Source organism: Ferrimonas marina, assembly GCF_900129905.1.
In the GTDB taxonomy this organism is placed as follows: domain Bacteria; phylum Pseudomonadota; class Gammaproteobacteria; order Enterobacterales; family Shewanellaceae; genus Ferrimonas; species Ferrimonas marina.
In genome coordinates, this window is sequence record NZ_FQXG01000003.1 from 333837 (window position 1) to 354473 (window position 20637).

Consider the following 20637-nt stretch of genomic DNA (forward strand, 5'->3'; position numbering starts at 1 on the left):
ATGGATGGCGCATCGGCGCCAACAGTAGAGGGATCCCCATGAACACTGCCACTGCTCTTGCCGTTGTACCTGAATGCCACAAGTTGTTTCCAAAAGGTCATTTTGAGTTCGAAGAGGCTCCTCGCATCGACCTGATGCTGCGCCAGTACCAGGTGCACAAGGCGAAAATCATGGCCTTCCATGACCAGTTTGAAGACGCTGATTTTGCTTACTCACTGCAGATGATCCTCAGCGGCAACCAAAATATCGGTATCACTATGGACCCTTCCGACATGGATCGGGCGGCCAGCATTAGTGCCCTCGATGCAGACTACTGGTCTAAGGCGATGAACGCCACCGGCTTGTACGATTTCATGACCGCGGAGAGGCGCGAAAAGTGGAGTAATGCAATTTACCTTAAGGAATGCCCGCCCTTTGAACCGGAGGCAGTGATCACGACACTAAAGGAGTTGCTACTGTCACGCGGTACCCTGTTTGCCGAGCGGGTCGACTGGGTGTTCCGCAAGCTCTCTGGTGAACACAAGACCAACCTGCCCCAAGGATTCTCGAAAAAGCTGATCTTCGGCACCAGCTATGACCGCAGTGGCAAATCGGATGCGTCCTCTGTACAGCAAAACTGCATCCAGGAGCTGCGCTACGTCATTGCCACTATGCTGGGTCAGGAGTGCGGCAAGGATCTGGAGAGCAACCAGATCCTGCGCGATGCCAAGGCCAACTCCGGTAAGAAGGTGGAGATTGATGGTGGCAGCCTGGTGATCACCATGTACAAGAAGGGGACCATGCACGTCGAGGTGCATCCGGAGATGGCTTGGAAGCTCAATGAGTTGCTGAACCTGAAGAACCCTGAAGCTATCCCTAACAAAATCCGCCAGCCGTATAAGAACGCCCTGGCACTGCGCAGCTTTAAGACCAAGACCATGGTAAAAGACTGGCTGCCGGCCGCGGTGTTGTCTGCCCTCAAAGAGGCGGAGTGGAAGGCTGAAGGAACTGAGTTGCGTATTGGTTGGCCGCACAACAGTGATCGCTTCGTTGGTAAGTGGATCGCCAACATCCTCGGTAGTTTGGGTGCTGAGCTGATTGGGCCGAGCCTGTACCGGTTTGAGTACGATGCCCGGCCGGTGATCCGCCAGGTGTTGTTGCAGCGTTGTGTGCCGGAGCAGCAGTCTTACCAGTTCTACCCCACAGGGGATGAGCTGGGCAAGATGGCGGCGGAGTGGCTCAATGCCAAGCCGGGGGATGGGTGCCTGGAGCCGCAAGCAGGGCGGGGTGATCTGGCCCGTTTCCTGCCCGATGAGTCGACCACCTGTGTGGAGCTCAGTGATCTGCGTTGTACCGTGCTCAAGCAGAAGGGCTTTGGCCAAGTGGTGTGTGCCGATTTCCTGGAGTGGGGCCGTCGTACTTCCCAGCGCTTTGACAAGATTTTGAGCAACCCGCCGTTCACCGGAGGCCAGGACCGCCACCATACCGAGCTAGCCGTGAGCTTGCTCAAGGTGGGTGGAAGCATGGTCGTCATCCTTCCCTCCTCACGTCGCGAGAAACTCCACTTCTCTGGATGTAAGACCCGTTGGAGCGAGGTCATCAAAGGCGCGTTTGAAGACACCATGGCGTCAGTGGTTGTAGCCCATATCACCCGGGAGCAATAACGGAGCTGCGGTCGTTGGCTGCCGAACAATGCCGGCCTCTCACCAAGCCCTAGGCGAAAGCCTGGGGCTTGGTTGTGATAGGGGGGTGGACATGGTTAGTGCACGGGCGCGCTGATACTGCATCCAAGTGCCAGCTGCTGCGCGTCCCGGGCGCTGTGATCGAAGCTTGCAGGCAGCGGCAGGTAGTGATCGGCGGGGATCAGGTTTAGGAGTATGAGCGGGGCGTCGTCCAGTTTGACCAGGCGGCCGGCACCCCGCAGGTGATAGACCGAGTTTCCCGTGGCCAGCACCTGGCTGGGTTTGTCCCAACGTACCAAGGGAGAGGTATGGATCAGCGTGCCATCGGCAAAGCGTTCCTGGCAGTCAGCATGGATCCGCCCCACCGCAAGATAGCCTTGTTGATTGGGTAGTTGGACCAGAGCCCAGTCATCCAGGTATGAGTGCAGGGCCATTGGGGCTCCGGTCACGGTGTGGGTGGTCTTTTCAGGTTACAGCTGGGAAGACACCTTGGCGAGTGCCAGGGCGGATTTGGAGCCAGACGGGGAGGGGTAGGCGTGCTGTGACAGGGTAATCAGGAAGCTGTCACAGCGCTGTTTGTCGTCCGGGGTGATGGCACAGGCGCGGATACGGTATTGGTCGGCGCTGATCACCGACAGCACGGAGTAATCAAACTGGTGCTGCGCCAGCTGTTCTGGCTGGCCACCGGTCATGCACTGGGCTTTATCGGTGTCTTGCAAAAAGACGACGTCCGCGCCTTCACCGAACGGCGCCGGGAGAAGGCGGCCCACACAATGGGTGTGCACGACCCCGATAGAGGTGATCAGCCGTTCTGGGGTTGCGCCAAGGGGCAGGGCCGGCCAGCGTGCCTCGGCCTGAAAACAAGCGAGCAGAACAAGAGCGGTAACTGGGATACGCATGAAGCCTCCTAATGACGCAGCACTGGTTGATGGTTACCAGTGTAAGAGGTTGCAGCCACTTGCGCATTGGTCTCGGTCAATAAAATTGCCTATTAACCAGTGAGATCGCGCGGAACCCATTACTAGGAGGGGGGCGGTGGAGGCGCCGCCACCCTCTTGGTTTACTTTCGCTGTGCTGGTGTTTTATCTGGGCCAGCTGTCCTGGCGGAAGGTGGCGCCACGGCGCTCTGCTTCCTGCAGCAGGGTCACGAACTGCTTTGATGCCTGAATGCGGCAATGGGGCAGGGGGATGGTTTCCGCCCGTGCCATGCGTCCGCCCTGTATCCCGTAGCGGATGGCATAGTGCCCACCCTTGCAAGCATGGTACATCCGGAAGGCATTGAAGGGGCCTTTGACGGTGCGCACGACCTTATCTTTCGGGACGGTTGAGGGGCGGGTGTTGCGAACGGGGGTAGTGGTGTAATCCAGTGTGGCGCGCCGAGTGCTGGGGCTTGGCCCGGCGTGCGAGGTCGCTGATCCCTTGATCAGCTGTTCCCGGCAGTACCAGGCATCGGCGACAGCCTGGCGGTGACGTATCGCTTCCAGTGTGGGCATCAGATCGGCGGCGGCTTCTTCCGTTTCAGCTGCGACCTCCAGTGCGTCCAGGCATTGGATTTGGTCGAATCGCTGATAGACCTGCTGTGCCCGTGAATCGAGGTGATCCATGGCCTTTTGTTCCTACATCAGTCTTCCGTAACGGCTTCATCATATCGACGAATCCGCCTGTTGCATAGGGGAAAATTTTTAGTATGTTTGTGCCTCGGTGTGGCTGCGTTTGTCGGTGTTTGTTGCCTGTTGGTAACGTGAGCGCAGGTGAGTGTGTTGGTGTCGGTAATCGGGTTCGGTACTGCTTGGCAGTGCGGGTCACTGGCCGGCGAACATTGATCAGAGAAACCCGCTAAACCACCCTGAAAAGCGTTGACCTGGTTGAGGGTGATGCCTATGGTGCCGGTGTTGATGTCTTGTCACGTCGCCGACCGGGCGGCGAGGGAACTTTGCAGGCTGCTCTGCCTGCGTTATGGAAGATGACTATGTTAAAACCAATCTCTTTGACACTGGCGGTGCTGTTCAGTGCCAGTTCCGCTGCCTCCTCTATCGATGTGCACGGTGAAATTCGGATCCATGGCAAAACCGTGATCGACGCTGAGGGCTCATTGGTGACGCTGGACCAGCCCCTGGTGGTCAATCACAGTGATCTGCGTTGTCGGGGCGTCATTGTGACCCGGGAAATGCAGCGGGATTACGGTGTATTTACCGTGGTGGAGGATTGTACAAATCCTGACATCAGTCTCATTCAGAACAGGACTGTTTATAACGACGGTCGTGTGGTCGAGAACACCTACCGCACCACAGTCATTGATGATGAGCGTACTTTTTCAGAGACCTTTCGCTCGGACAGCGATGGGGTAGAGGGCAGCTACAGTCGCCAGGTTGAGTGGGTTAGATACAGCGAGCCTCATTCCCAGCTGGTGCAGGGCGTGGAAAGCACCTACCACCGGGTTGCCATCGCCAGTGACAAGCAATGCTCTGGTTACTATCAAGACCGTGGGTATTGTGATGAATCGACCGAGTCCTTTGTGAACCCCAATGCCAGCATCCTTACTCTTCTGTCCGAGGACACCCGGGTGTATGAGGTGGGCGGCCAGCATATCGAGGGCTGTTACCAGGTGCGCGAAGCCAGCCGTGGGCTGGTGTACTCCGGTTCGGACTGGACCTACTACAGCACCATGTGCCCTCGTATCGGCGTGTTGGCAGACAACAACCGCAGCGTCGATGAGATCGTCAGTATCGAGTTTGTTGAGGATTTGGATGACCACCAGCCGGGCACGTTGTCAGATGCGGACATGATAGAGCTCGGTGAAGTCCCGGCCCCGGAGCACTACCCCTGGATCAGATAGGGCTTAGCCGCCATGTTTTAGCGCCGGGTTGACGGTGCGAACCGTGGGTGATCTCTCAATAAGTCGTCGGCTTAACCTGTGTAATTAAAGGCGCTGGCGTATGGATGCAGAGATCGCCCACACCAAATGTAAGCTGTTGTAACTGAATGATAAAACTTGGCAGGTTTAGTGTTGACCTTGCTGGGTAATGCTGAAAAACTACAGGGGTTTTTGGGTAATTTGTTACAACCAGAAACCCAGTTCTTAACCTCCCGAGCGTTGTTTATCTTTGCTCGGGCGTGAACAGTGGAGAAAGCCACTGTTGTTAATGTGCTCTATTGACCGCTAGGGAGGGGATCTCTAGCGTGTGCACAGAAGCTCAGCCAAGGATGTAAGGAGTTGGAATGAAACAATGGACAAGACCCGCGTTGGTCCTGTTGCTCGGCGCGGCGCTCAGTGCTTGTGGTGGTTCTTCTGATGATCCGGAGGTGCCGGAGGTACCCGAGGTGCCGGAAGTGCCAGAAGTGCCGGGATACGATCCGAGCAAGCCGGAGCAGGAATTGCCGGCAGAGGTGGTGAAAGCCATCGACACCATCGTTGAGGGGACCAAGGTGATCGTCACCGAAGATCTCGTTTTGGATATCGAAGGACACACCCTGACCGTTCAGGGCGAGTTGATTATCAAGTAAAGGAAGGATCCAATGAAAAAGAGCTGTACCTTCATTGCAATGGCGCTGCTGAGCAGTGGTGCCGCCGCCGCATCTCTGGATGTACACGGTGAAATCCGTGTCAACGGCCAGACCGTCATCAACGCCGACGGCAGCCTGGTGGGTTACACCCCGGTAGAGCCCGGCCTGCAGGTTGACCCTAGCGCCTTTGATTGCGACGGCAAGGTGATCACCCGTGAGTACCTCAGTGGCAGCACCACTGTTCATGAGGTGGAAGATTGTTCTGTGGCCGGTACCTACAAGCGCACAGTTACCGATACCCAGCAATCTGGCTATGTGATTACCAGCATCTTCGAAATCATCGAAGAGGACGGCGGTATTAGCCAGGTGACCAACAGCTACACCGACTCAGACGGTGGCGCCGGTATGTACTCCTACACCTCGAAGCACATCGGCTTCAGTGATCGTGGCGATGGCCTGCTGACCCAGGGCGTACCGTCCAGCTACCACTACAAGGTCGAGCGCAGTAACTTCCAGTGCACTGGCAATTACGCCGATTGGGGTTACTGTGAAAATCGTCCGACCGTCGTGCACTACATCAACATCGACACCCTGCTGGCCAAGCACAACGGCAGCTTCGAAATTGCCGGCCAGACCTTCGATAAGTGCTACCTGACCCGCTTTGAGAGCATGAACGTCAGCGAAGATATGCCAAGCTCCGGCATGTCCGTTCAGTGTGAAGGCGTGGGCGTGGTTGATGCGTTTGAGACCGGCATGGGCACCATTGTAGACATTCAAACTGGGGCGCCGACTCCCGCTTTGATGTCCGCAAGCAGCAGCAACAATCAGCTGAACCGGATGATCGCCGATGGTGATCGCAAGGAGCAGGCAGACGCCGAGCCGCGTTACCCCTGGATCCTGAACTACCCCTGGATCAAGCACGACCTCGGCGGCTAAGGCCGTAACGTTAGAAAGCCCGCTTTGCAGCGGGCTTTGTTGTCTCTGGTGCCCCAAAATGCGAATCGAACTGCGTGTCAGGCGTCCAGGGCAGGGATTGGAGCAGAAGAAGTATGGAAGGAATCATGAAGAAACTGAGTATCGTGGCCATGGCGTTGTTGTCTGGCAGTGCAGTTGCAGGCTCTGTGGATGTCCACGGTGACATCAAGGTGCAGGGTCAGACCGTGATCAACGACAAGGGCGAGTTTGTTGCTATCCCTAAGGCGCTGCCGGTAGTGGAGGCGAACACAAACCTGTTTGCCTGCGACGGCAAGATCATAACCACTCAGTTTAATTACCCTGGGGCGACTGTGCTGTATGTCGAGGATTGTTCGGTACCGGGCACCCGAGTGATGACCGCGGTAGACACTTTGGACAGTGGCCTGGTAGTAGAGCAGGTGCACACCGTGGTAGCTCAGGGTAATGGCGTAGCCACTTTCCGAATTGAGTACAGCGACTCGGCAGGTGTCACCGGCGGGTACAGCATGGTCCGCAGCGAAGAGATCCTGAGTGAGATAGGTGATGGTGTGCTGGCCGTTGGTGAATCCGTGAGCTACCACGTCAGAACGCACTCAAGCCAGTATCAGTGCTGGGGTAAGTACGCAGAACAGGGTCCATGTAATTTTGAAGACCCGGATCCGGTGCATAGCGTGAAGACCGAAACCGTGTTGGCAAAACACGGCCAGAGCTACCAGGTGGGTGATCACACCTTTGATCGATGCTTTTTGATGCGATTCGACTCCACCGGCGTGGACAGTCGGACCTATGCCCGTTACGAGGTGTGGTGTGAGGGAGTTGGCTGGGTTGATGGCTTCGAAGGGGACTTCTATGACTTTGTTGTCACGGATATCCAGTTTGTTGATCAAGCACCAGCCGCGTTTGGGCCGGCCAGTGTCTCAGAGCAGGCCGTGCCAAACGAAAACCTGCAAATCACGCCGCGCTACCCTTGGATCAAGCAAGAGCGAAGAGGCGGTTAACGCTTCTTGCACCTATGTGCTTGCGGTCCTGCGGTGCAGGCTGTGTTAACAGGGATAGGCCTACCCGGTGGATCTGGGTGAGTGGATAGAGAATGGCTCGCTTTTGCGAGCCATTGTTTTGCCTGGGGCTGGTTTCGTCGGGCCTTGTGCTAGAGCTGAGTGCGTGACCTAGGCATTGCCGCCAGCGAGTGGTGCTATCCCGCAGGGTCGATATGTTCGGCTGTCCTCTGCAAGAGCATGGGCGATCGGGGCCGGTAGCAGTGTGGGGTAGCGCTCCGCCAGCAACTGGACTGCCCTGCATAGCTGGGCTTTCTCGCCCAACTCTGAGTGCAACGGTTGACCGTAGGGATCGATGATCTGCAGTAAGTGGTTTGTTCTGAGGTTGAGCACGCATCCACCGGTCTGGCCATCGTTTACTACCAGTCGGTCAGGGCCCTGTTCCAGCCATTCCAATGAAGCTTCACCGTCACTGATGGTGTTGGTGCCAAACAGGCCGTTAACGGCGGGTTGCTCGGTCCATTCGCTATACCCTGGCAGGTTCTGCAGGCTGGCGCAGCCATCGATGAACCGGGCATAAATGGACTTGTCACCCCGATACAGCGCGGCAATGAGCCGGTGGTGGCCGTTCAACAGGTCGTTGCCGTCCGGATGCCCGTCCAAATCGGTGATGTTGGACAGAATGAGCGCGTGCTCGGGGCTGTCTTTGTAGTTTATTGCAAACCAGGCAATGCGGCGGATGTGCTGATCACGGCTGCAGCCGTGATTGCATGAGACGTAGGGGTTTGTCGGGTTGTCGTCGTAATGGCCCGGTGGGATCAGTTGATCGGTTGGCAGAGCCAATGCCGAACGGATCTCGTCATCAGAGATGGGGTGTTCGTTGGCAGTGGTTTGCCAGGGGTAGTGATCCTCAACCAGGTGACGCATTGCGTCGGTACGCCACCGCGCCAGTGGGGTTTCAAACACCGACAGGCCGCAGTCACGGCCAATGGCTTGAATCGAACGGGTATCGTTCATTATGCCGTGGCCTTCAGCGCTTCCAGGGTGGCTTTGGCGATGTCGATGTTGCCGCCAGAAGGTTCCGCTCTGGGGTCATCGAGGGGGATGCCTTTGCGGGTGTTGTTGGACATCTCAAATGACTGCAGGATCTGGCCGGTTTCGACCACCAGCACCAGGCCAAAATCGTGGGCTTTTTTCAAGGCCGCATCCAGGTTGCGATGGTTGTGGGTCTGCTCCGGACGACGCACGTTAACGGAGACATAGGGTGCTAGTTTCTTCATCTTTGAATCCCTTCTTCAATATACGAAAATATATCAAGGTGCAGCGCTAAATGCAACCGGCTTAGTTGGTTGCGCCTTGGGTTTTAGGAGAGCCCAAACGCACTGCATGAAGCCCATGCGCAGTCAGAAAATAGAGTTGCAGGATAACCCCACTCATAGAGCCCACCGCCAGGTTGGCAAACAACCAAGCAAGGCAGGCAAGCAGAAGCATGAGTCGGAGTTTAAGCCGGTGAACAGCATCACGGCAAGGCTGGTGCAGGTAGCGGCCAAGAAGGGAATAAGGTCCGTTAGCTGGGTTGCGGTGATGGCGGCTGCCAGCCAGTAAGCGGCGATGACAACGACCCCGGCGAGTAGGCCTCGGAGCCAGATGGAGCCCAGGTCCCGGGCAGCGCTTAGGGCTTTGAGGCTGGCGATCTGCGCAGAGCCCAGGCCCAGGTAGTGGCCGATGGCAAACACCCTGCTAAGCGAGAACAGGGCGCGCATGGTCGGCTCGTGTCTGATCCAGGGTGCAATGACCGCGGTAAGGGCGCAAAGCCAGCCCAGCACTTCCGTTGTCAGTGTGGTCATTAGTGGTCAAATGAAGGGCTGATGCTGACAGGGTAAGGCCTGCCCCCGGGATCCTGAAGGGGTTTGTGATTAGGGTGTTGGGTAGACAGCGCGAAGTTTGGCAAGGTCTGCACTGAGACAGGGCGCCAGGTCGTCACGGTAGGAGTGCCAGATCTCAGGCTTGGCTAAGAGGCTTTTGGCGAGGTTCTCGTTGTGGATCAGTTCAAGCCGGAGGCTGTTGTAGCGCTCAGGCGCCGTATGCGCCAGTGTGGCCACCAAGTGGTGAAACAGGCCGTGCTGCTGGAGGTGTTGCGCCATCTCTACCCGGGCGATGGTAACCGCCGAGGTCATGTCGAGCTTACGTAGGTACATCTCGAAATCCGGCGTGTAGGTCAGTTGGGTGGGCATCCGGTTACGCCAGAAGCTGTCGACCTTGCGGGTGATCAGGGCTTTGGCATGAGCAATAGTGAGCGGTGTGTGTTCCGTTGGCTCGGTCATGATGAGGCTGGGTGTCTCCGGTTGGTGGGTACTGTGATAACCGCCACGAATTCTTGCGCCAACTTGGCGCAGTGGTTTGACAGCGCTGGACAAACAGCAGGGATTGCACCAAAGTGCATTGCGGTCCCAGTCTACCGCTTCCGCTGTCGCCCACCAAGGGGTACGGACAAATGACGCAGCTTAATTACTATTCGCGACAAGACCTATTCCAACAGGCTTGTGGCAAGGACAGCAGCCCGAAAGCCTGGTAATGGATAAGACGATGATCGCAACCTCCAGAACCCGTTTCAACGGCTACGTTAAGGCGTTATTCAGCGCACTTAAGCCTCAGTCCCCCTCTTTATGTCGACGCACTGTTGAGCAGGCCTTATCCAGGGCAATGTTCGCGGTGGAGCACGCAGTGGCCATCGTGCATTGTAAGAAGTGCGACCAGACACCTGCGCAATACTTCGCAGCCCTTGAGCGTCCAGAAGACGGGCGGATGCTCTACCGGGCCTTTATGGCCGAGGTGTGCGAGAGCCTGACTGTGGTGCGTCACAACCTCGAAGATCCCCGTCCGTGGGTTTTGGATGAGCACAATGGCTGGGACGATGTCGACAGTCAGCGCACCCATGCGTTGCTGTGGGCGGAGTATGGCGGTGGCAACCTGTTGCCGGTCCTGGGGTTAGAGTTGGATGCTGGGCAGTTGGCCAAACTGGCCGCCGGTCTCCAGCCACATTGTCCCGATATGAGTGTGCATGCCTTGGGAGGGCTACTGAGCTTCGAGCCGGCACTGGATTGGTTGAGGTTCCTGCGCGGTGATGGTTACGCTGAGCGGGAGGTCCTGCTGCTGGCGTGCCTGGCGATTGAAAAGGACCTGCTCAATGCCGTGGAGTACGAAGGGCGAACCGATGTGGCGCTGTATACGCTGATGCGCTGTTTGCGTGAGTTTGAGGTGGATCACCAGGGTCATCCGCTGACGAAGCATCTGAGAGAGATCCTCGCGGACCCTGAATCGACCATCGCCATCACCCCGGGCCGGCGTCTCGAAGCGAAGCGGGGTGATTCAGTCCGTGCTGACACTTCGTTTGCAAAGGAGTTGCGGGCAGTGACCATTCGGCTTGAGGGGCCGGCTGGGAGTTACGAACTTGCGGAGTTTGAGTGGGAAGATTGCCACGCCACCGGCAGTGCCCGGGGGTCAAACAAGGGGTCGGAGCTTAACGGGATCTGCGTGGAAGAGGCGTTGGGAATCGACATCGACGACATGGGTCGGCCGTCTGATGAGGATTTTGACCTGTACGTCGCAACCGATGTGCTTGAAACCAATCTAGGTCGAGCTTTCCTGGATCTGGCCGACCCATACTGCATCCCGCCCAAGTTTAACTTCAGTGTGGATCTGCTCCGGGCTCTGAACCGGGACTGGTAATTGCGGCAATCGGCGAAACGGCAAAGCCCCGTCAGGACATCGAGTCTGGCGGGGCTTTATTGCAGTTGGGGCTTCGCTAGGGTGCGGCACTATCGCCTTGACCGAAGCAAGGCCGCTAGTGGATCGTCCGCCAGCACGTTGCTGGCCGCGCTGATCCCGGCGGCGTCCAGGATCATCTGATCAGGACCAGCATTGGGTGACAGCGCCACGTATTCGGCCCGGATGGCATGGGCCTTTAGCTCGCTCAGTGGGTGCTTGGCTTGGCAGCCGTGGGGGCAGGCCAGGGCAGCAGGGCCGATTGCGAACAGCCGGCACAGCAGTGGCCGCTGCGCATACACGGAACAGCCACCCTCCTTGCGGGCAAAGCGACATGTGAGGCTGTCGCTACCGGCAGTGGTCACGCCATCAACGCCTAGGCGCCGGGCCTCTGCCGGCGACAGCGGTACCGGCCCGCAGCAATCCTGGCAACCCGGTTTGCAAGACATCTCCGGGATAGCGCGGTATAGCCGGCGCAGGGTCGCTCGTTCACTCATCAGTGTCTGCCGTTTTGGACCTGGTGCCCTGGTCTTCGGGGGCGATCTCTACGTCCTTCAGGGCAGCGATAATACCGTTGGCTGCCTCAATGGCGGCATTGTTAACGGGCGCGAAATGCTCTCTGGTGAGATTCAGCCCGTTATGTTGCCGGTCTATTTCAACTAGGATGGCGCTAATGAGCTGGATCTGGCTCAACTTCATGTTCAATCCCTTGGGTTTCAGGTGGGTTAGCAGACTTCGCCGGTGACGGGGTTTTCCCGGATCACGGCAAACTCCTGGATATAGGTGGCTTTGCTGGGGTCGAGCATCAGGATCTCGTGCTCGCCACGTCGGAGGAACAGGGCAATGGCATCGGCTTTGTTGATCTGGTACTCCTGCACCGTGAAGGTGTCTTTGGCCACGGCAAACTTGGCTGCCGTCTCCATATCCAGGCTGTAAGAGAGCCAGTCCGTTTGTTCCGGACTGTAACTGCGATAGACCGTCAGGGTGTCGGGCAGTTGCTGGAACTGGGCCAGTTCATTCGGTTTCATTAGGCATTCAGCCCGGTGGGGCCGGGATGACATCAGTAAGCGTCGCCAGGTGGCTAACGGGGCGGCCGTGGCATCGTTAACGTACGCGGTCGACAGCACGAACCAGTACCCGTAATCGCTGATCTGGCGCTGCTTCTTCACAAAGAGCTGCATAGCCTTTGACGGGTTGGTTTCCAGGGCCGCGGCGATAGCGGTGATGATCCGCCGGTCTTTGTCATTGGGGCTAAAACGGCTGCTGATATTGCCGGAAAGCATGTCTGGCGTGTGCATGAAACGGGGTACCTCAAGGCGCGCAACCAGGGCACTATATCCCACTGTTTGGAATGAGGAAAGCTGCAAGCAGCGGGAGTCAGATGGAGCCAGGTTTCCGTTCTGGAAAGCGGTGAGTTTGCACCACCGGGCAAAACCTGGGTACCATAAATATATACACATGAGGGGTGCAATCATGAACGCGAAAATGAACCACAGCCATACCGTCCAAGCCTGCCGTACTTTCGGCTGCGCAGCTGTGCGTTATTCGTATTCATCCATCACTTAGTACCTGGTCGACTGGCCGGGTAAACCCGGCTGTATGACCAAACAGAAGCCGGGCATAAGCTCGGCTTTTTTTGTTCTTTAAAAATCTGGCGTAACAAGCGACGCCGTGGCGGTTAAGCCACGGTAAGCGAAAGCCTTGGAGAGATGGCCGAGTGGCTTAAGGCTGCGGTTTCGAAAACCGCCGAGGGCTGTGCCCTCCGAGGGTTCGACTCCCTCTCTCTCCGCCAAATTCCGGGGCTGGGCTCAATGCCTGGCCCCAACGCAAGATACTGGAGGGGTTCCCGAGTGGCCAAAGGGAGCAGACTGTAAATCTGCCGGCACTGCCTACGTAGGTTCGAGTCCTACCCTCTCCACCACTTTCCATGGCGGCCTGTCAGAGTGGCTTAATGTGCCCGGCTTGAATCCGGGTCCTCGGCAACGGGGCAGCGGTTCGAATCCGCTGGCCGCCTCCACATCCAAACGCTTGTTACGCCAGTTCTTGCGGACGGCGACGATGACTAATTTAAAACAACTGCGGCAGCGGGCCGCACAGAAACAAGAGGTGGTGGCACACCAGATGGGCATGGGTTGCCCTGGGGTGAGCAAGTTGGAGGCTAAGGCACCAGAGCAGCTTAGGCTGGCTCAGCTTCGCCAGTACGTTGAGGCAATCGGTGGGCAGGTGGAATTGGTGATCAGGGTGCCTGGGGAGGCTGATGTTGAGCTGTGACAGTCCTTCGGGAGATGAGCGCTGGCCCTTGTACCTGCCGGTGGTGATCAGTATGGTGTCGGAAAACTGCCTATTACGAGACAAAGCGTGACAGATCCCATGATGCAACCCCTCCATCCTGAACGTTCCGCCTTGGGTCGATATGATCCGGTGACCGACCAGGTCATTCAGCTCGGTGTTGGAGATATCAAGAATTTGGCCAGGTTGATGGGAGACTCCCTGACAGAGCGGTTCCTGGTGACCCGTCTTCCTGATGGGGCAGTGCTCTCCACAGTCTTCTTCCGCCGTAGCCTGATGACGGGGTTTGATGACCGCAAGATCTGGTTTGAAACCATGCACCGTGGCGAGCACGACAATGTGGTGAACCGCACGCATTCGCCGTCCAATGCCCGGTATTGGCATTATCTGTGGCTCAAGGAGAATAGCCTTGGGGCGTACTACGCATCCAGGGGGCGTTCCTACCGGGCCTTTAAGAAAGCCTATGGCTTTGACCCTGCCCGGTGGGGCAGCCAGAAGGAGATGCGCCGGTACTTTGCCAAGCCTTCCACCTTCCGCGGTGACTGGTGAGTCCTCTACCGCTCACCGCCGGCTAGTCTTCCGGCAGCGCTTCAATCGGGCTGAGCTTGGCGAATGACCGGTAGTCAGTACGGCCGGTCTGCCGGTGCTCCAGGTTGCCGACATCGTTGGTAAACCACTGCCCTTTTTCCAGATATAGCCGGTCAAACGTGCCATGCCATTGGCCGCATCCCGAAGGCCTACCGTCGGTGAACTTTGCTGGGCCACAGGCGCTGCAAAGTAGCTTTCCGCGGCGCTCCTCTAGTCCAGTCCAGTCGAACATTTCCGCGAAGACGCCAGTGAATCCTTGCCAGGAGTCACTGGTGTTCTCCATGCAGCCACAGTGCTGACATTGAAATAGGCTCAAGCGCTTTCTCCTTTTTTGAACAGGGTAAGTCCTTGTCGTGGTAACCGCCAGCAGTGCCGTCACGTTGTGGACAACGAGCAGGCTATGGCGCAATCTGGGGGCAGGTGTTTGGATAAAACGGATTCGTCGATGGGGATGGCACAACAGCAAGCGGCAGTTGGGGTTCTGGAGCGGTGGGGGTTACCGCCAGCCAAGGCGGCGGAAGTGTCGCAAGGGGTCGCTGAGGGCGCACTGGGCCGTGAACAGCGGGCAGCACTGATCCTGCAGATAGACAGCCATCTCGCGGATTTGTTTGAGAACCCGGACAACCGATTTGGCTTTATGGCCATGCCGAACCACAACCCGTTTTTTGAAGGCCGGTCTCCGTTGTCGGTGATCAGTTCCGGTCTGGATGAGGATCTTGAGGGAGTTGCGCGGCGAATAGCAACGCTGGCTGGGCAAGGTTCAGGGTTGTGGTGAAGGTGTCCCCGTGAAGTCTATTGGGGGGCATGTCGTTGAGGTCCACGAGGTGGTGGATTTTTGAGCAGCAGACAATTGGTAAATTAGGATGGTTTGGCTTCAAGCTCGATGTGAGCTGGGGCTGTTGCTGGCCTAATCGTGCCAGAAAGTGAAACGATTACCGGTCAAATCGTGCCAGAAAGTGACACGATTTGCCGGGTAGTAATGGGGGCAAGGGGGGGCACCGTTACCATCATCCCGGTGCAGGGCCGGTCACACATAGCTGCTGGATTTTCGCAGCATCTGCATCGAGATCGTGTTCGGCTATGGCTGGGGGACGATGTTCGATAGCATTCGTGCTTTGTGGGGCAGGTTTTCGCACTGGGCCTGGAGTATTCCGGCCTGGCTGGGCAACATCTCTTTCCCTACCCAATAAAGCCTGATCAATCGGAAGTGTTGCTCCAAGCTGTGAGGCCCAAAGCTAACGGCGGCAGCTGGGTGCTCTGGGTTGGTAGTGACGAAATCTTGCCAAGGTTGAGCACTGAACTTCCGAATGGGTGGTACCGGTTCAACGCGCACCTCGGACCGGCCTGACTGGATGAAGGTCATCAGCTCATCACTGAGCATAGGCTGGTCACTGCCAAGGTCCGCAAGCATTAGGCGAATGTAGGCGTTGTCGAGAAGGTGAATGAACAGGACTGAGGCATCTAGGGTCTGGCCGATCGGCGAGAAAACCCGCTCATCCCAATACTGCCGAGCTGGCGAGTCAGATTGGCACTGCTGAGAAAGTTCTAAGCCTTGATACAACTCAATCACGAGATCGTCGGATAAGGCATGTGCCCATCCGTGCTGTGAGTGGGTTTGGACAGCCTGGTCGATAGCAGACTGAAGCTCCTCGAAGTGTTGCTCTGAGGCAAGGCTAATTGTGCTGGTAAAGGCCAAGCTGGCGGCTAGGCAGAAGATGCGGGTTATTGGCATTTGTAGAGTCTCATTTGGGCTCGGTTTGTGAGTGTTCCTAATAGCCGCACGGTGTGACCGGCGCGAGGTGGTCAGGATGGGTGGGAATACTGTTCAGGTCAACGGATGTTGCGCGCTGAATCCTTGCGTTGGCAGGATGGGGCGGATGTAGGCTTTGAACCGGAACTTTGCCTTGGCCTATGACCGGTTCATAAGGAGCTTATAGATTGGTGAATGCAGCCCTCTCCACAACAGGGCTGCATGGGGTGGTTTACCGCGACTTTACCCAGACATACAGCTGATCGGGGCTGGGTGGGTGGGTGTCATCGAACAGCGCCGCGGTGAGTTGGCGTGCTTTGCGCTCGGAGCGGCGTTCCTGCCATAGCTTAACGTTCTCACTGAGCCATTCACTTGCCTTTGGTGTTGTCAGGTACAGCTGGGGTGGAACGGTTCGATAGAGGTCGCCCACTGGTACGGTGCTGAGCAGGCGCCGGGCATTAGGGCCCCAGCTGGGGACATCGGTGCAAACCCGATTAACGTAGGCCTGAACATCATGATGCAGCCAGGTCCAGGTGTCGTTGGGTTCGGTGATCTCCGGGTAGGGATCTTGGCCCAGCGGCAGATAGTGGATCCCCTCGGCGTTGGGGACCCGTTCGGCTTTGGGGCCGGTGGTCAGCAGCAGGGTAGCGTCGTCACGGTAGACCAGGGCGAAACCGTCCTTGCCGGCGGTTTCCAGCGGCGGTTGCCCAAGCTCCCAGTACAGCTGGGCAAGCCAGGGTAGGTGGGGGAGCGTGAGTGGGCTGAGAGCGCCTGCCAGGTCATCCAGGCGCAACGCCACCGGTGGGACCCACTCGGCCAGGCCGGACTTAGTGGGCCGCGATAGCCGGTTGTAAGACCGTGAGCCTATCTGTTGCGCGAGTTGGTTGAGCAAGGCGTGGTGGCTGCGTGCCGATTCGGGCGCTGGGTTCTGGTCGGCCTTGAGTCGGTCCCGGATCTGGCGCGAAAAGGCCTTAAGGGTTTGGACCTTGATGACAGTGGTATCGGAGACCAGTTCGGGGTCCAGGTGGAACTGAGGATGAGCATGGATCGGTTGCATTGACGTTCCTTATGCGTCCCAAAGGGTCTATTCAGCGCCTATTTTGTTGACCAGGACAGCAGTGGAGTCATCAGCATGGGTGATCAGTCGGTTTTTCCCGGGCGCGCGGCGAAGGATTTCCGGTTCCTATTGATGACGTTAGCAAACGCTGGTCGGCCAAACAAGCGCCACCGCAATGACTCAGCCCTTGCCCTGTTCCAGAATACCGCCACAGTGTGGCAGGAAAGCATCACATCGCAGCACATGGGCGGGTTCACGAGGCCGGTGATTGCCGGCCTCGCTTTCAGTCAGTCCTGTTGGTTATCGGCGCCGTAGCGGGAGCTGAACGGCACGTAGTGGATGCTGCGAGACGCTGCGGTGTCCAGGGCCATGCGCTTGGCTTCCCAGAAGTTGCGGGTGCGGAAATCCGTGTCTACCAGGGCAAAGTCAGTCAGGTCGTGGTCATTGTCCTGGTCGACATCCAGCACGGTCACACCCTGGCCGTCGGCAACAAGCACCACGGTGAAGTAGGCAGTGAGAAATTCCACGGTTTTAGGCTGAGCCGCCTTCTCGGACAGCGCCGCGGTGTGGTATCGCGTTGCCTGGGTGGGCCAGTGGATGAGGTTGCAGCGGGCCACTTCCTTTTCCACTGCAATGCGCAGCTGGGCATCGTCCAGGGCCAGGGCTTCTGCCAGAGCCTGGGCATCCGGGTAGCGTTGATGGCCAGCCAGGGTTTGGTGGGTAAACTCACCGGTTGCGGTCAAGGTGTGGGATTCGGCGCAGCCCGGGTCATGATTGTAGGCTTCGATCTGGATGACATGGGGAATGTTGGCCGCAGCCAAAGCTTCATCAACGAAGATCTGGCCATCCTCTGCACCTTCAAACACAAAGCGGACAATCTCAGTGTTATCCACCGAAGCGTGAATGCTGTGGCTGGACTGCTCTGCCAGTTCGTTGTTGGTAGCAAAGGCGGCGTGCGCCAGTGAGGACTTGAGCAGGGTTAGCTCAACGTTGGTTTCTGCCATGTGGGGCTCTCCATATCCATTATCGCCGGGTCCATCGGCGAACTAAATCAACCCGCTAAGTATATAAAAGTATATCAGGCGGGTCAATTCAATCGACTAGATTTCCCACTGGTCGGCGCTGAGGCTGAGGCTCAGGGCGAAGACCTTGTCGCGGAACTGCTTTGCCATTTCTGGGTTCTCGTTAAGGCACTGCACCAGAGGTGAGCCCGGCACTTTGGCCGCCAGGTGGTCAAGCGCCCTGGTGACGCGCTGGTGCAGGGTGGCATCAGGGGGGCAGGGCAGGTTGGTGCCATTGGCAAACCGTGTCTTGTCGAGGCCCAGGCTGCCAGAGGCTTCGATATGCAACTCGCCGGCACGCTGGTGGTTGATTACCCCAAGGTACCAGCGGATCTCCAGATGGGTCAGGCAAACAGTGAGCTGGGGGTTGGACTCAAAGGGGTCTTCACTGGGTCGCACTACCATCTCAAGGCCATCGCCATGCAGCAGTTTGTTGGCCAACTCGACGGTGGCGCAGCTGATTTGGGCGTCCTGACTAAGCTCTTCAAGCAGCGCTGGGGTGACGGCCCCGATGTCCAGCACCTGCTGCCACACTGGCCGTAGGGCTTCACGGCCGTCTAGGACCTCGTCAAGCACCAGGTTGAGCAGTTCGGTGCTGATCGGCAGTTGCCCCTTGGGGGGCGCAATGTCCTCGCTCAACAGGTCTACGGCGTTCATGGCAACCGTACCGGCGAACATGTCGATGTGGCTGTTTTCACTTTGGCCGGAATAGCCTTGAGCTCGTAGCCAAACGTCGGGGTCCTGCTGATTGATTTCGACCTGGACGGTGGTCATCGTGTCGAAGGTGAGCAGGCCGGAGGTGTTGTAGTAGAAGCGGATCGACAGTTCGATACCCTCCGTGCTGATCTTAATGAACAGGTCGTCAAATCGGGTTCTGCCAGGATCCGCCAGCGCGGCCAGGCCCAGGGTTTTTACCTCAATTCTCTTGGCGTTGGCCTGGAACTTGGCGATCAGCTGGGCCGCGGCGCAGTTGCTGGGGATGTCACCGTCTCTGAGGCGTTCGTCGGCTTCACTAAGAAAACGGTCCACCAGTTTGCGTCGCAGTGCGTGGTAGTGGCTGAGCTGGGCCACCATGCTGGCAGTCTGGGCCAGTGCCTCTTTGGCGGTACGGCCGGCGTGGCGGGTGGGCAGGCGGCTGTTGATGGTGCCGTCGATCGTCTTGGGCCGGCGTTTGAGTTCAGCAACGGCCGCGGGGTGGTCCATGCCTGGGAACAGGTGCGAGGACGTAACCGGTTCGATGGCTTTGCGTTTGGCGCCGGTGGCCTGGACCAGGGCGTGGTTGAGATCAGCAAGTTGCTTAGGGGTGGTGATTGCGCCTTTCATGGGGCTGCTCCTTCACTGGCTGCAAGGTCGGTGGTGCTCCCGTTCCACTACCATTGAGCCGTTAGAAAAAAGCATCAGGGCGTCAGTAGGGGGTATTGCAAAGAAGATCGTCTGTTGCCCGAACCGCTAAGCGGTGGGAGCGGGAGCCGGTCAGACGCTGGACATGCCACCGGTTGATTCGAAAGGTATCTTAACGGCTTGGGGTCGTCAAGACGCGCCCTGGTGCTGGCCAGGGCGCTGGCTGGGTTACGCGGAGGCCTGTTCGAGGATCTGGCTGATGGTGTGGATGGTGTCATCCCACTGGCCACCGAGGTTGCCCTTGGACAGCAGTTCTTCCAATCGACTGGCGTGATTGGCGACCTGCAGGTGCTCGGAGGCAAACTGCACCCGATCTGACAGCATCCGATCGGCCTCGCAGGTGACGTTGCGTTGCTGGTCGTCACTGCCATGCAGAGTGAAGTCGTCACGGCCCAGGTAGCCGGATGCTTCAATGGCAAAGCTGTCGTCTTCGAAGCTATCATGAACGCCGATAGCCCAGTGCGCACCGCTGGGGCTAAAGGTCAGCAACAGGCAAGCGGTTTGCTCAGTATCGTCGCTGCTGTCATCGCCGATGTGGATCTCGAAGTCCAGCTCGCTCTCTTCAATCCGCTTTTGCGCATCTTCAAACGTGCTTTCCATGCAGTCCATGCGGGCGCGCAGGGCATGGAACAGGTCTTCGGAAAGCGCTTGGGCTGGGGCCGGGGTGGCAGTTTGGTCCGCCAGCAGTTCGTCCAGCAGCAGGTTAAGGCATGCGGCTGAGACCGGCAGGGGCGCCAGCGGCAGGTCAAAGATCAGCTTGTCCAGGCAGACGGCGATGTGGTGATCCAGGAAGCGAGTGAGGTGCTCGATGGGGAAGCGTCGGCCGCTGCTGGGCAGGCGGTGGTAACAGTAGACCTCACGCAGGCTGACGCTGGTGCACTTGTTGCGATGAGGTCGGATAAAGCCGCCCTCAACATGTAGCCGATACTGGCCAAACTCAATCACCATGGTAAACGGGTGCGAGGTCGAGCTGACCGGCTGATCAAGCCCGCCAGTGGACACACTGATCTGTTCCGGTGAAGTGGCAATAGCCCGGGCCAGGGCCCCGGCAAAGGCTTTCTCTTCTACGCTGGCGTTGGGGTAGTCCCGGGCGAAACTCGGTGCCGGCTTGATCCCGGCAAAGAATGTCTGCAGTTGCTCCTGGGCTACTTTGTGCCGGCGAAGCAGGGTGTCCATCTCTTTGAGTCTGCGAGCCACCAGGGCGGAAGCGGGACCGGTGTTCAGGCGAGAGGCAACGGTACCGGCAACGGTTTTGGGGCGGCTCTTAAGCCAGCTGATCGCGGCGTGATGGTCTTTGCCGTCAAACAGGCGACGGGCGACAACCGACTCAATGTCCTTGCGGTCAGTGCCAGTGGCATTGGCGACCTCACGGATAAGGGCGGCATGCTGCTTGGGGGTGGTGATGATACCTTGCATGGTTGGATCTCCATTTAATGGCGTCGGTAATGCGATGCTCCCGTTTCACACCACTGAGCCGGAAATGGGTTCCATAGCGTCAGATAGGTGAGGGTGTTGCTAATAGCGCGCTTGTTGCCCTAGCCGCAGTGCGGTGGGAGCGGGAACCGGTCAAGCGCAGGACATGCCACCGGCTGTAACTTAACAACCCCAATAG

General features: G+C 57.9%; 24 protein-coding genes, 3 tRNA genes and 1 pseudogene. 12 read left to right on the forward strand and 16 right to left on the reverse strand.

The window, feature by feature from the left end; genetic code table 11:
- Positions 1-38 precede the first annotated feature (38 nt).
- Positions 39-1643 (forward strand): class I SAM-dependent methyltransferase, encoded by a 1605-nt coding sequence (locus BUC04_RS08755; RefSeq protein WP_067655699.1) that lies wholly within the window; start codon positions 39-41, stop codon positions 1641-1643.
- A gap of 95 nt (positions 1644-1738) precedes the next feature.
- Here the strand turns inward: BUC04_RS08755 and BUC04_RS08760 are convergent, their stop codons facing one another.
- From BUC04_RS08760 to BUC04_RS08770, 3 genes are all read right to left on the reverse strand, one after another.
- On the reverse strand, positions 1739-2095 hold the full coding sequence (locus BUC04_RS08760) for a hypothetical protein (protein WP_067655696.1): 357 nt from the start codon (positions 2093-2095) through the stop codon (positions 1739-1741).
- Between the two features lie 36 nt (positions 2096-2131).
- Complete coding sequence (locus BUC04_RS08765; RefSeq protein WP_067655693.1) at positions 2132-2560, reverse strand: hypothetical protein; 429 nt, start codon at positions 2558-2560, stop codon at positions 2132-2134.
- A gap of 183 nt (positions 2561-2743) precedes the next feature.
- The gene (locus BUC04_RS08770) at positions 2744-3265 is read right to left on the reverse strand and encodes a hypothetical protein (protein WP_067655690.1); all 522 of its coding nucleotides are present in this window, start codon (positions 3263-3265) and stop codon (positions 2744-2746) included.
- Positions 3266-3630: 365 nt separating this feature from the next.
- Between BUC04_RS08770 and BUC04_RS08775 the strand changes: the two genes are divergently transcribed.
- The 4 genes from BUC04_RS08775 to BUC04_RS08790 all read left to right on the forward strand — a co-directional run bounded on the left by BUC04_RS08775 (position 3631) and on the right by BUC04_RS08790 (position 7117).
- Positions 3631-4497, forward strand: coding sequence for a hypothetical protein (locus BUC04_RS08775; RefSeq protein WP_143165620.1), 867 nt, complete (start codon positions 3631-3633; stop codon positions 4495-4497).
- Positions 4498-4880: 383 nt separating this feature from the next.
- Positions 4881-5165 carry a hypothetical protein gene (locus BUC04_RS24080; protein ID WP_169799575.1) on the forward strand — a complete coding sequence of 95 codons (285 nt, stop codon included), beginning with the start codon at positions 4881-4883 and terminating at the stop codon, positions 5163-5165.
- A 12-nt stretch (positions 5166-5177) separates the two neighbouring features.
- Positions 5178-6101: a hypothetical protein gene (locus tag BUC04_RS08785; protein ID WP_067655681.1), complete on the forward strand. Its 924-nt coding sequence runs from the start codon at positions 5178-5180 to the stop codon at positions 6099-6101.
- A gap of 125 nt (positions 6102-6226) precedes the next feature.
- On the forward strand, positions 6227-7117 hold the full coding sequence (locus tag BUC04_RS08790; RefSeq protein ID WP_067655678.1) for a hypothetical protein: 891 nt from the start codon (positions 6227-6229) through the stop codon (positions 7115-7117).
- A 168-nt stretch (positions 7118-7285) separates the two neighbouring features.
- On the opposite strand, the gene BUC04_RS08795 is transcribed toward BUC04_RS08790, so the two are convergent.
- The 4 genes and pseudogenes from BUC04_RS08795 to BUC04_RS08815 form a co-directional block, all read right to left on the reverse strand.
- On the reverse strand, positions 7286-8131 hold the full coding sequence (locus BUC04_RS08795) for a hypothetical protein (protein WP_067655675.1): 846 nt from the start codon (positions 8129-8131) through the stop codon (positions 7286-7288).
- Positions 8131-8394 carry a VOC family protein gene (locus BUC04_RS08800; protein WP_067655673.1) on the reverse strand — a complete coding sequence of 88 codons (264 nt, stop codon included), beginning with the start codon at positions 8392-8394 and terminating at the stop codon, positions 8131-8133. Before BUC04_RS08800 ends, BUC04_RS08795 begins: the two co-directional genes overlap by 1 nt.
- A gap of 61 nt (positions 8395-8455) precedes the next feature.
- Positions 8456-8961 (reverse strand): annotated as a pseudogene (locus tag BUC04_RS08810) (YgjV family protein).
- Between the two features lie 69 nt (positions 8962-9030).
- Complete coding sequence (locus BUC04_RS08815; RefSeq protein WP_067655668.1) at positions 9031-9438, reverse strand: hypothetical protein; 408 nt, start codon at positions 9436-9438, stop codon at positions 9031-9033.
- A gap of 262 nt (positions 9439-9700) precedes the next feature.
- Here BUC04_RS08815 and BUC04_RS08820 point away from each other — a divergent pair, with 262 nt between their 5' ends.
- Positions 9701-10843: a hypothetical protein gene (locus tag BUC04_RS08820; RefSeq protein ID WP_067655666.1), complete on the forward strand. Its 1143-nt coding sequence runs from the start codon at positions 9701-9703 to the stop codon at positions 10841-10843.
- Positions 10844-10932: 89 nt separating this feature from the next.
- On the opposite strand, the gene BUC04_RS08825 is transcribed toward BUC04_RS08820, so the two are convergent.
- From BUC04_RS08825 to BUC04_RS08835, 3 genes are read right to left on the reverse strand one after another with little or no spacing between them, the layout of a single operon-like run.
- Positions 10933-11376 carry a YkgJ family cysteine cluster protein gene (locus tag BUC04_RS08825; RefSeq protein ID WP_073325773.1) on the reverse strand — a complete coding sequence of 148 codons (444 nt, stop codon included), beginning with the start codon at positions 11374-11376 and terminating at the stop codon, positions 10933-10935.
- Entirely contained in the window at positions 11369-11578 is a 210-nt protein-coding gene (locus tag BUC04_RS08830) for a hypothetical protein (RefSeq protein WP_067655660.1), read from the reverse strand. Before BUC04_RS08830 ends, BUC04_RS08825 begins: the two co-directional genes overlap by 8 nt.
- Before the next feature lie 26 nt (positions 11579-11604).
- On the reverse strand, positions 11605-12177 hold the full coding sequence (locus BUC04_RS08835; RefSeq protein ID WP_143165622.1) for a hypothetical protein: 573 nt from the start codon (positions 12175-12177) through the stop codon (positions 11605-11607).
- 405 nt (positions 12178-12582) lie between these two features.
- Between BUC04_RS08835 and BUC04_RS08840 the strand changes: the two genes are divergently transcribed.
- From BUC04_RS08840 to BUC04_RS08860, 5 genes are all read left to right on the forward strand, one after another.
- Positions 12583-12671: transfer RNA gene (locus BUC04_RS08840), tRNA-Ser, on the forward strand.
- A 44-nt stretch (positions 12672-12715) separates the two neighbouring features.
- A tRNA-Tyr gene (locus tag BUC04_RS08845) sits at positions 12716-12800 on the forward strand.
- 8 nt (positions 12801-12808) lie between these two features.
- A tRNA-Ser gene (locus BUC04_RS08850) sits at positions 12809-12896 on the forward strand.
- A gap of 41 nt (positions 12897-12937) precedes the next feature.
- Complete coding sequence (locus tag BUC04_RS08855; protein ID WP_082766550.1) at positions 12938-13150, forward strand: helix-turn-helix domain-containing protein; 213 nt, start codon at positions 12938-12940, stop codon at positions 13148-13150.
- A 99-nt stretch (positions 13151-13249) separates the two neighbouring features.
- Complete coding sequence (locus BUC04_RS08860) at positions 13250-13717, forward strand: hypothetical protein (RefSeq protein ID WP_067655654.1); 468 nt, start codon at positions 13250-13252, stop codon at positions 13715-13717.
- A 22-nt stretch (positions 13718-13739) separates the two neighbouring features.
- Here BUC04_RS08860 and BUC04_RS08865 read toward each other — a convergent pair whose 3' ends face one another.
- The gene (locus BUC04_RS08865; protein ID WP_067655651.1) at positions 13740-14072 is read right to left on the reverse strand and encodes a hypothetical protein; all 333 of its coding nucleotides are present in this window, start codon (positions 14070-14072) and stop codon (positions 13740-13742) included.
- Between the two features lie 84 nt (positions 14073-14156).
- Between BUC04_RS08865 and BUC04_RS08870 the strand changes: the two genes are divergently transcribed.
- A complete protein-coding gene (locus BUC04_RS08870; RefSeq protein WP_067655648.1) occupies positions 14157-14531 on the forward strand; it encodes an antitoxin Xre/MbcA/ParS toxin-binding domain-containing protein in 375 nt (124 codons plus the stop codon).
- A gap of 303 nt (positions 14532-14834) precedes the next feature.
- Here BUC04_RS08870 and BUC04_RS08875 read toward each other — a convergent pair whose 3' ends face one another.
- The 5 genes from BUC04_RS08875 to BUC04_RS08895 all read right to left on the reverse strand — a co-directional run bounded on the left by BUC04_RS08875 (position 14835) and on the right by BUC04_RS08895 (position 20441).
- Entirely contained in the window at positions 14835-15488 is a 654-nt protein-coding gene (locus BUC04_RS08875) for a hypothetical protein (protein ID WP_067655645.1), read from the reverse strand.
- 250 nt (positions 15489-15738) lie between these two features.
- Positions 15739-16563 (reverse strand): hypothetical protein, encoded by an 825-nt coding sequence (locus tag BUC04_RS08880; RefSeq protein ID WP_067655641.1) that lies wholly within the window; start codon positions 16561-16563, stop codon positions 15739-15741.
- A 287-nt stretch (positions 16564-16850) separates the two neighbouring features.
- Complete coding sequence (locus tag BUC04_RS08885; RefSeq protein WP_067655638.1) at positions 16851-17567, reverse strand: hypothetical protein; 717 nt, start codon at positions 17565-17567, stop codon at positions 16851-16853.
- Between the two features lie 96 nt (positions 17568-17663).
- Positions 17664-18947 (reverse strand): hypothetical protein, encoded by a 1284-nt coding sequence (locus tag BUC04_RS08890; protein WP_067655635.1) that lies wholly within the window; start codon positions 18945-18947, stop codon positions 17664-17666.
- A 246-nt stretch (positions 18948-19193) separates the two neighbouring features.
- Positions 19194-20441, reverse strand: coding sequence for a hypothetical protein (locus BUC04_RS08895; protein WP_067655632.1), 1248 nt, complete (start codon positions 20439-20441; stop codon positions 19194-19196).
- Positions 20442-20637: the final 196 nt, after the last annotated feature.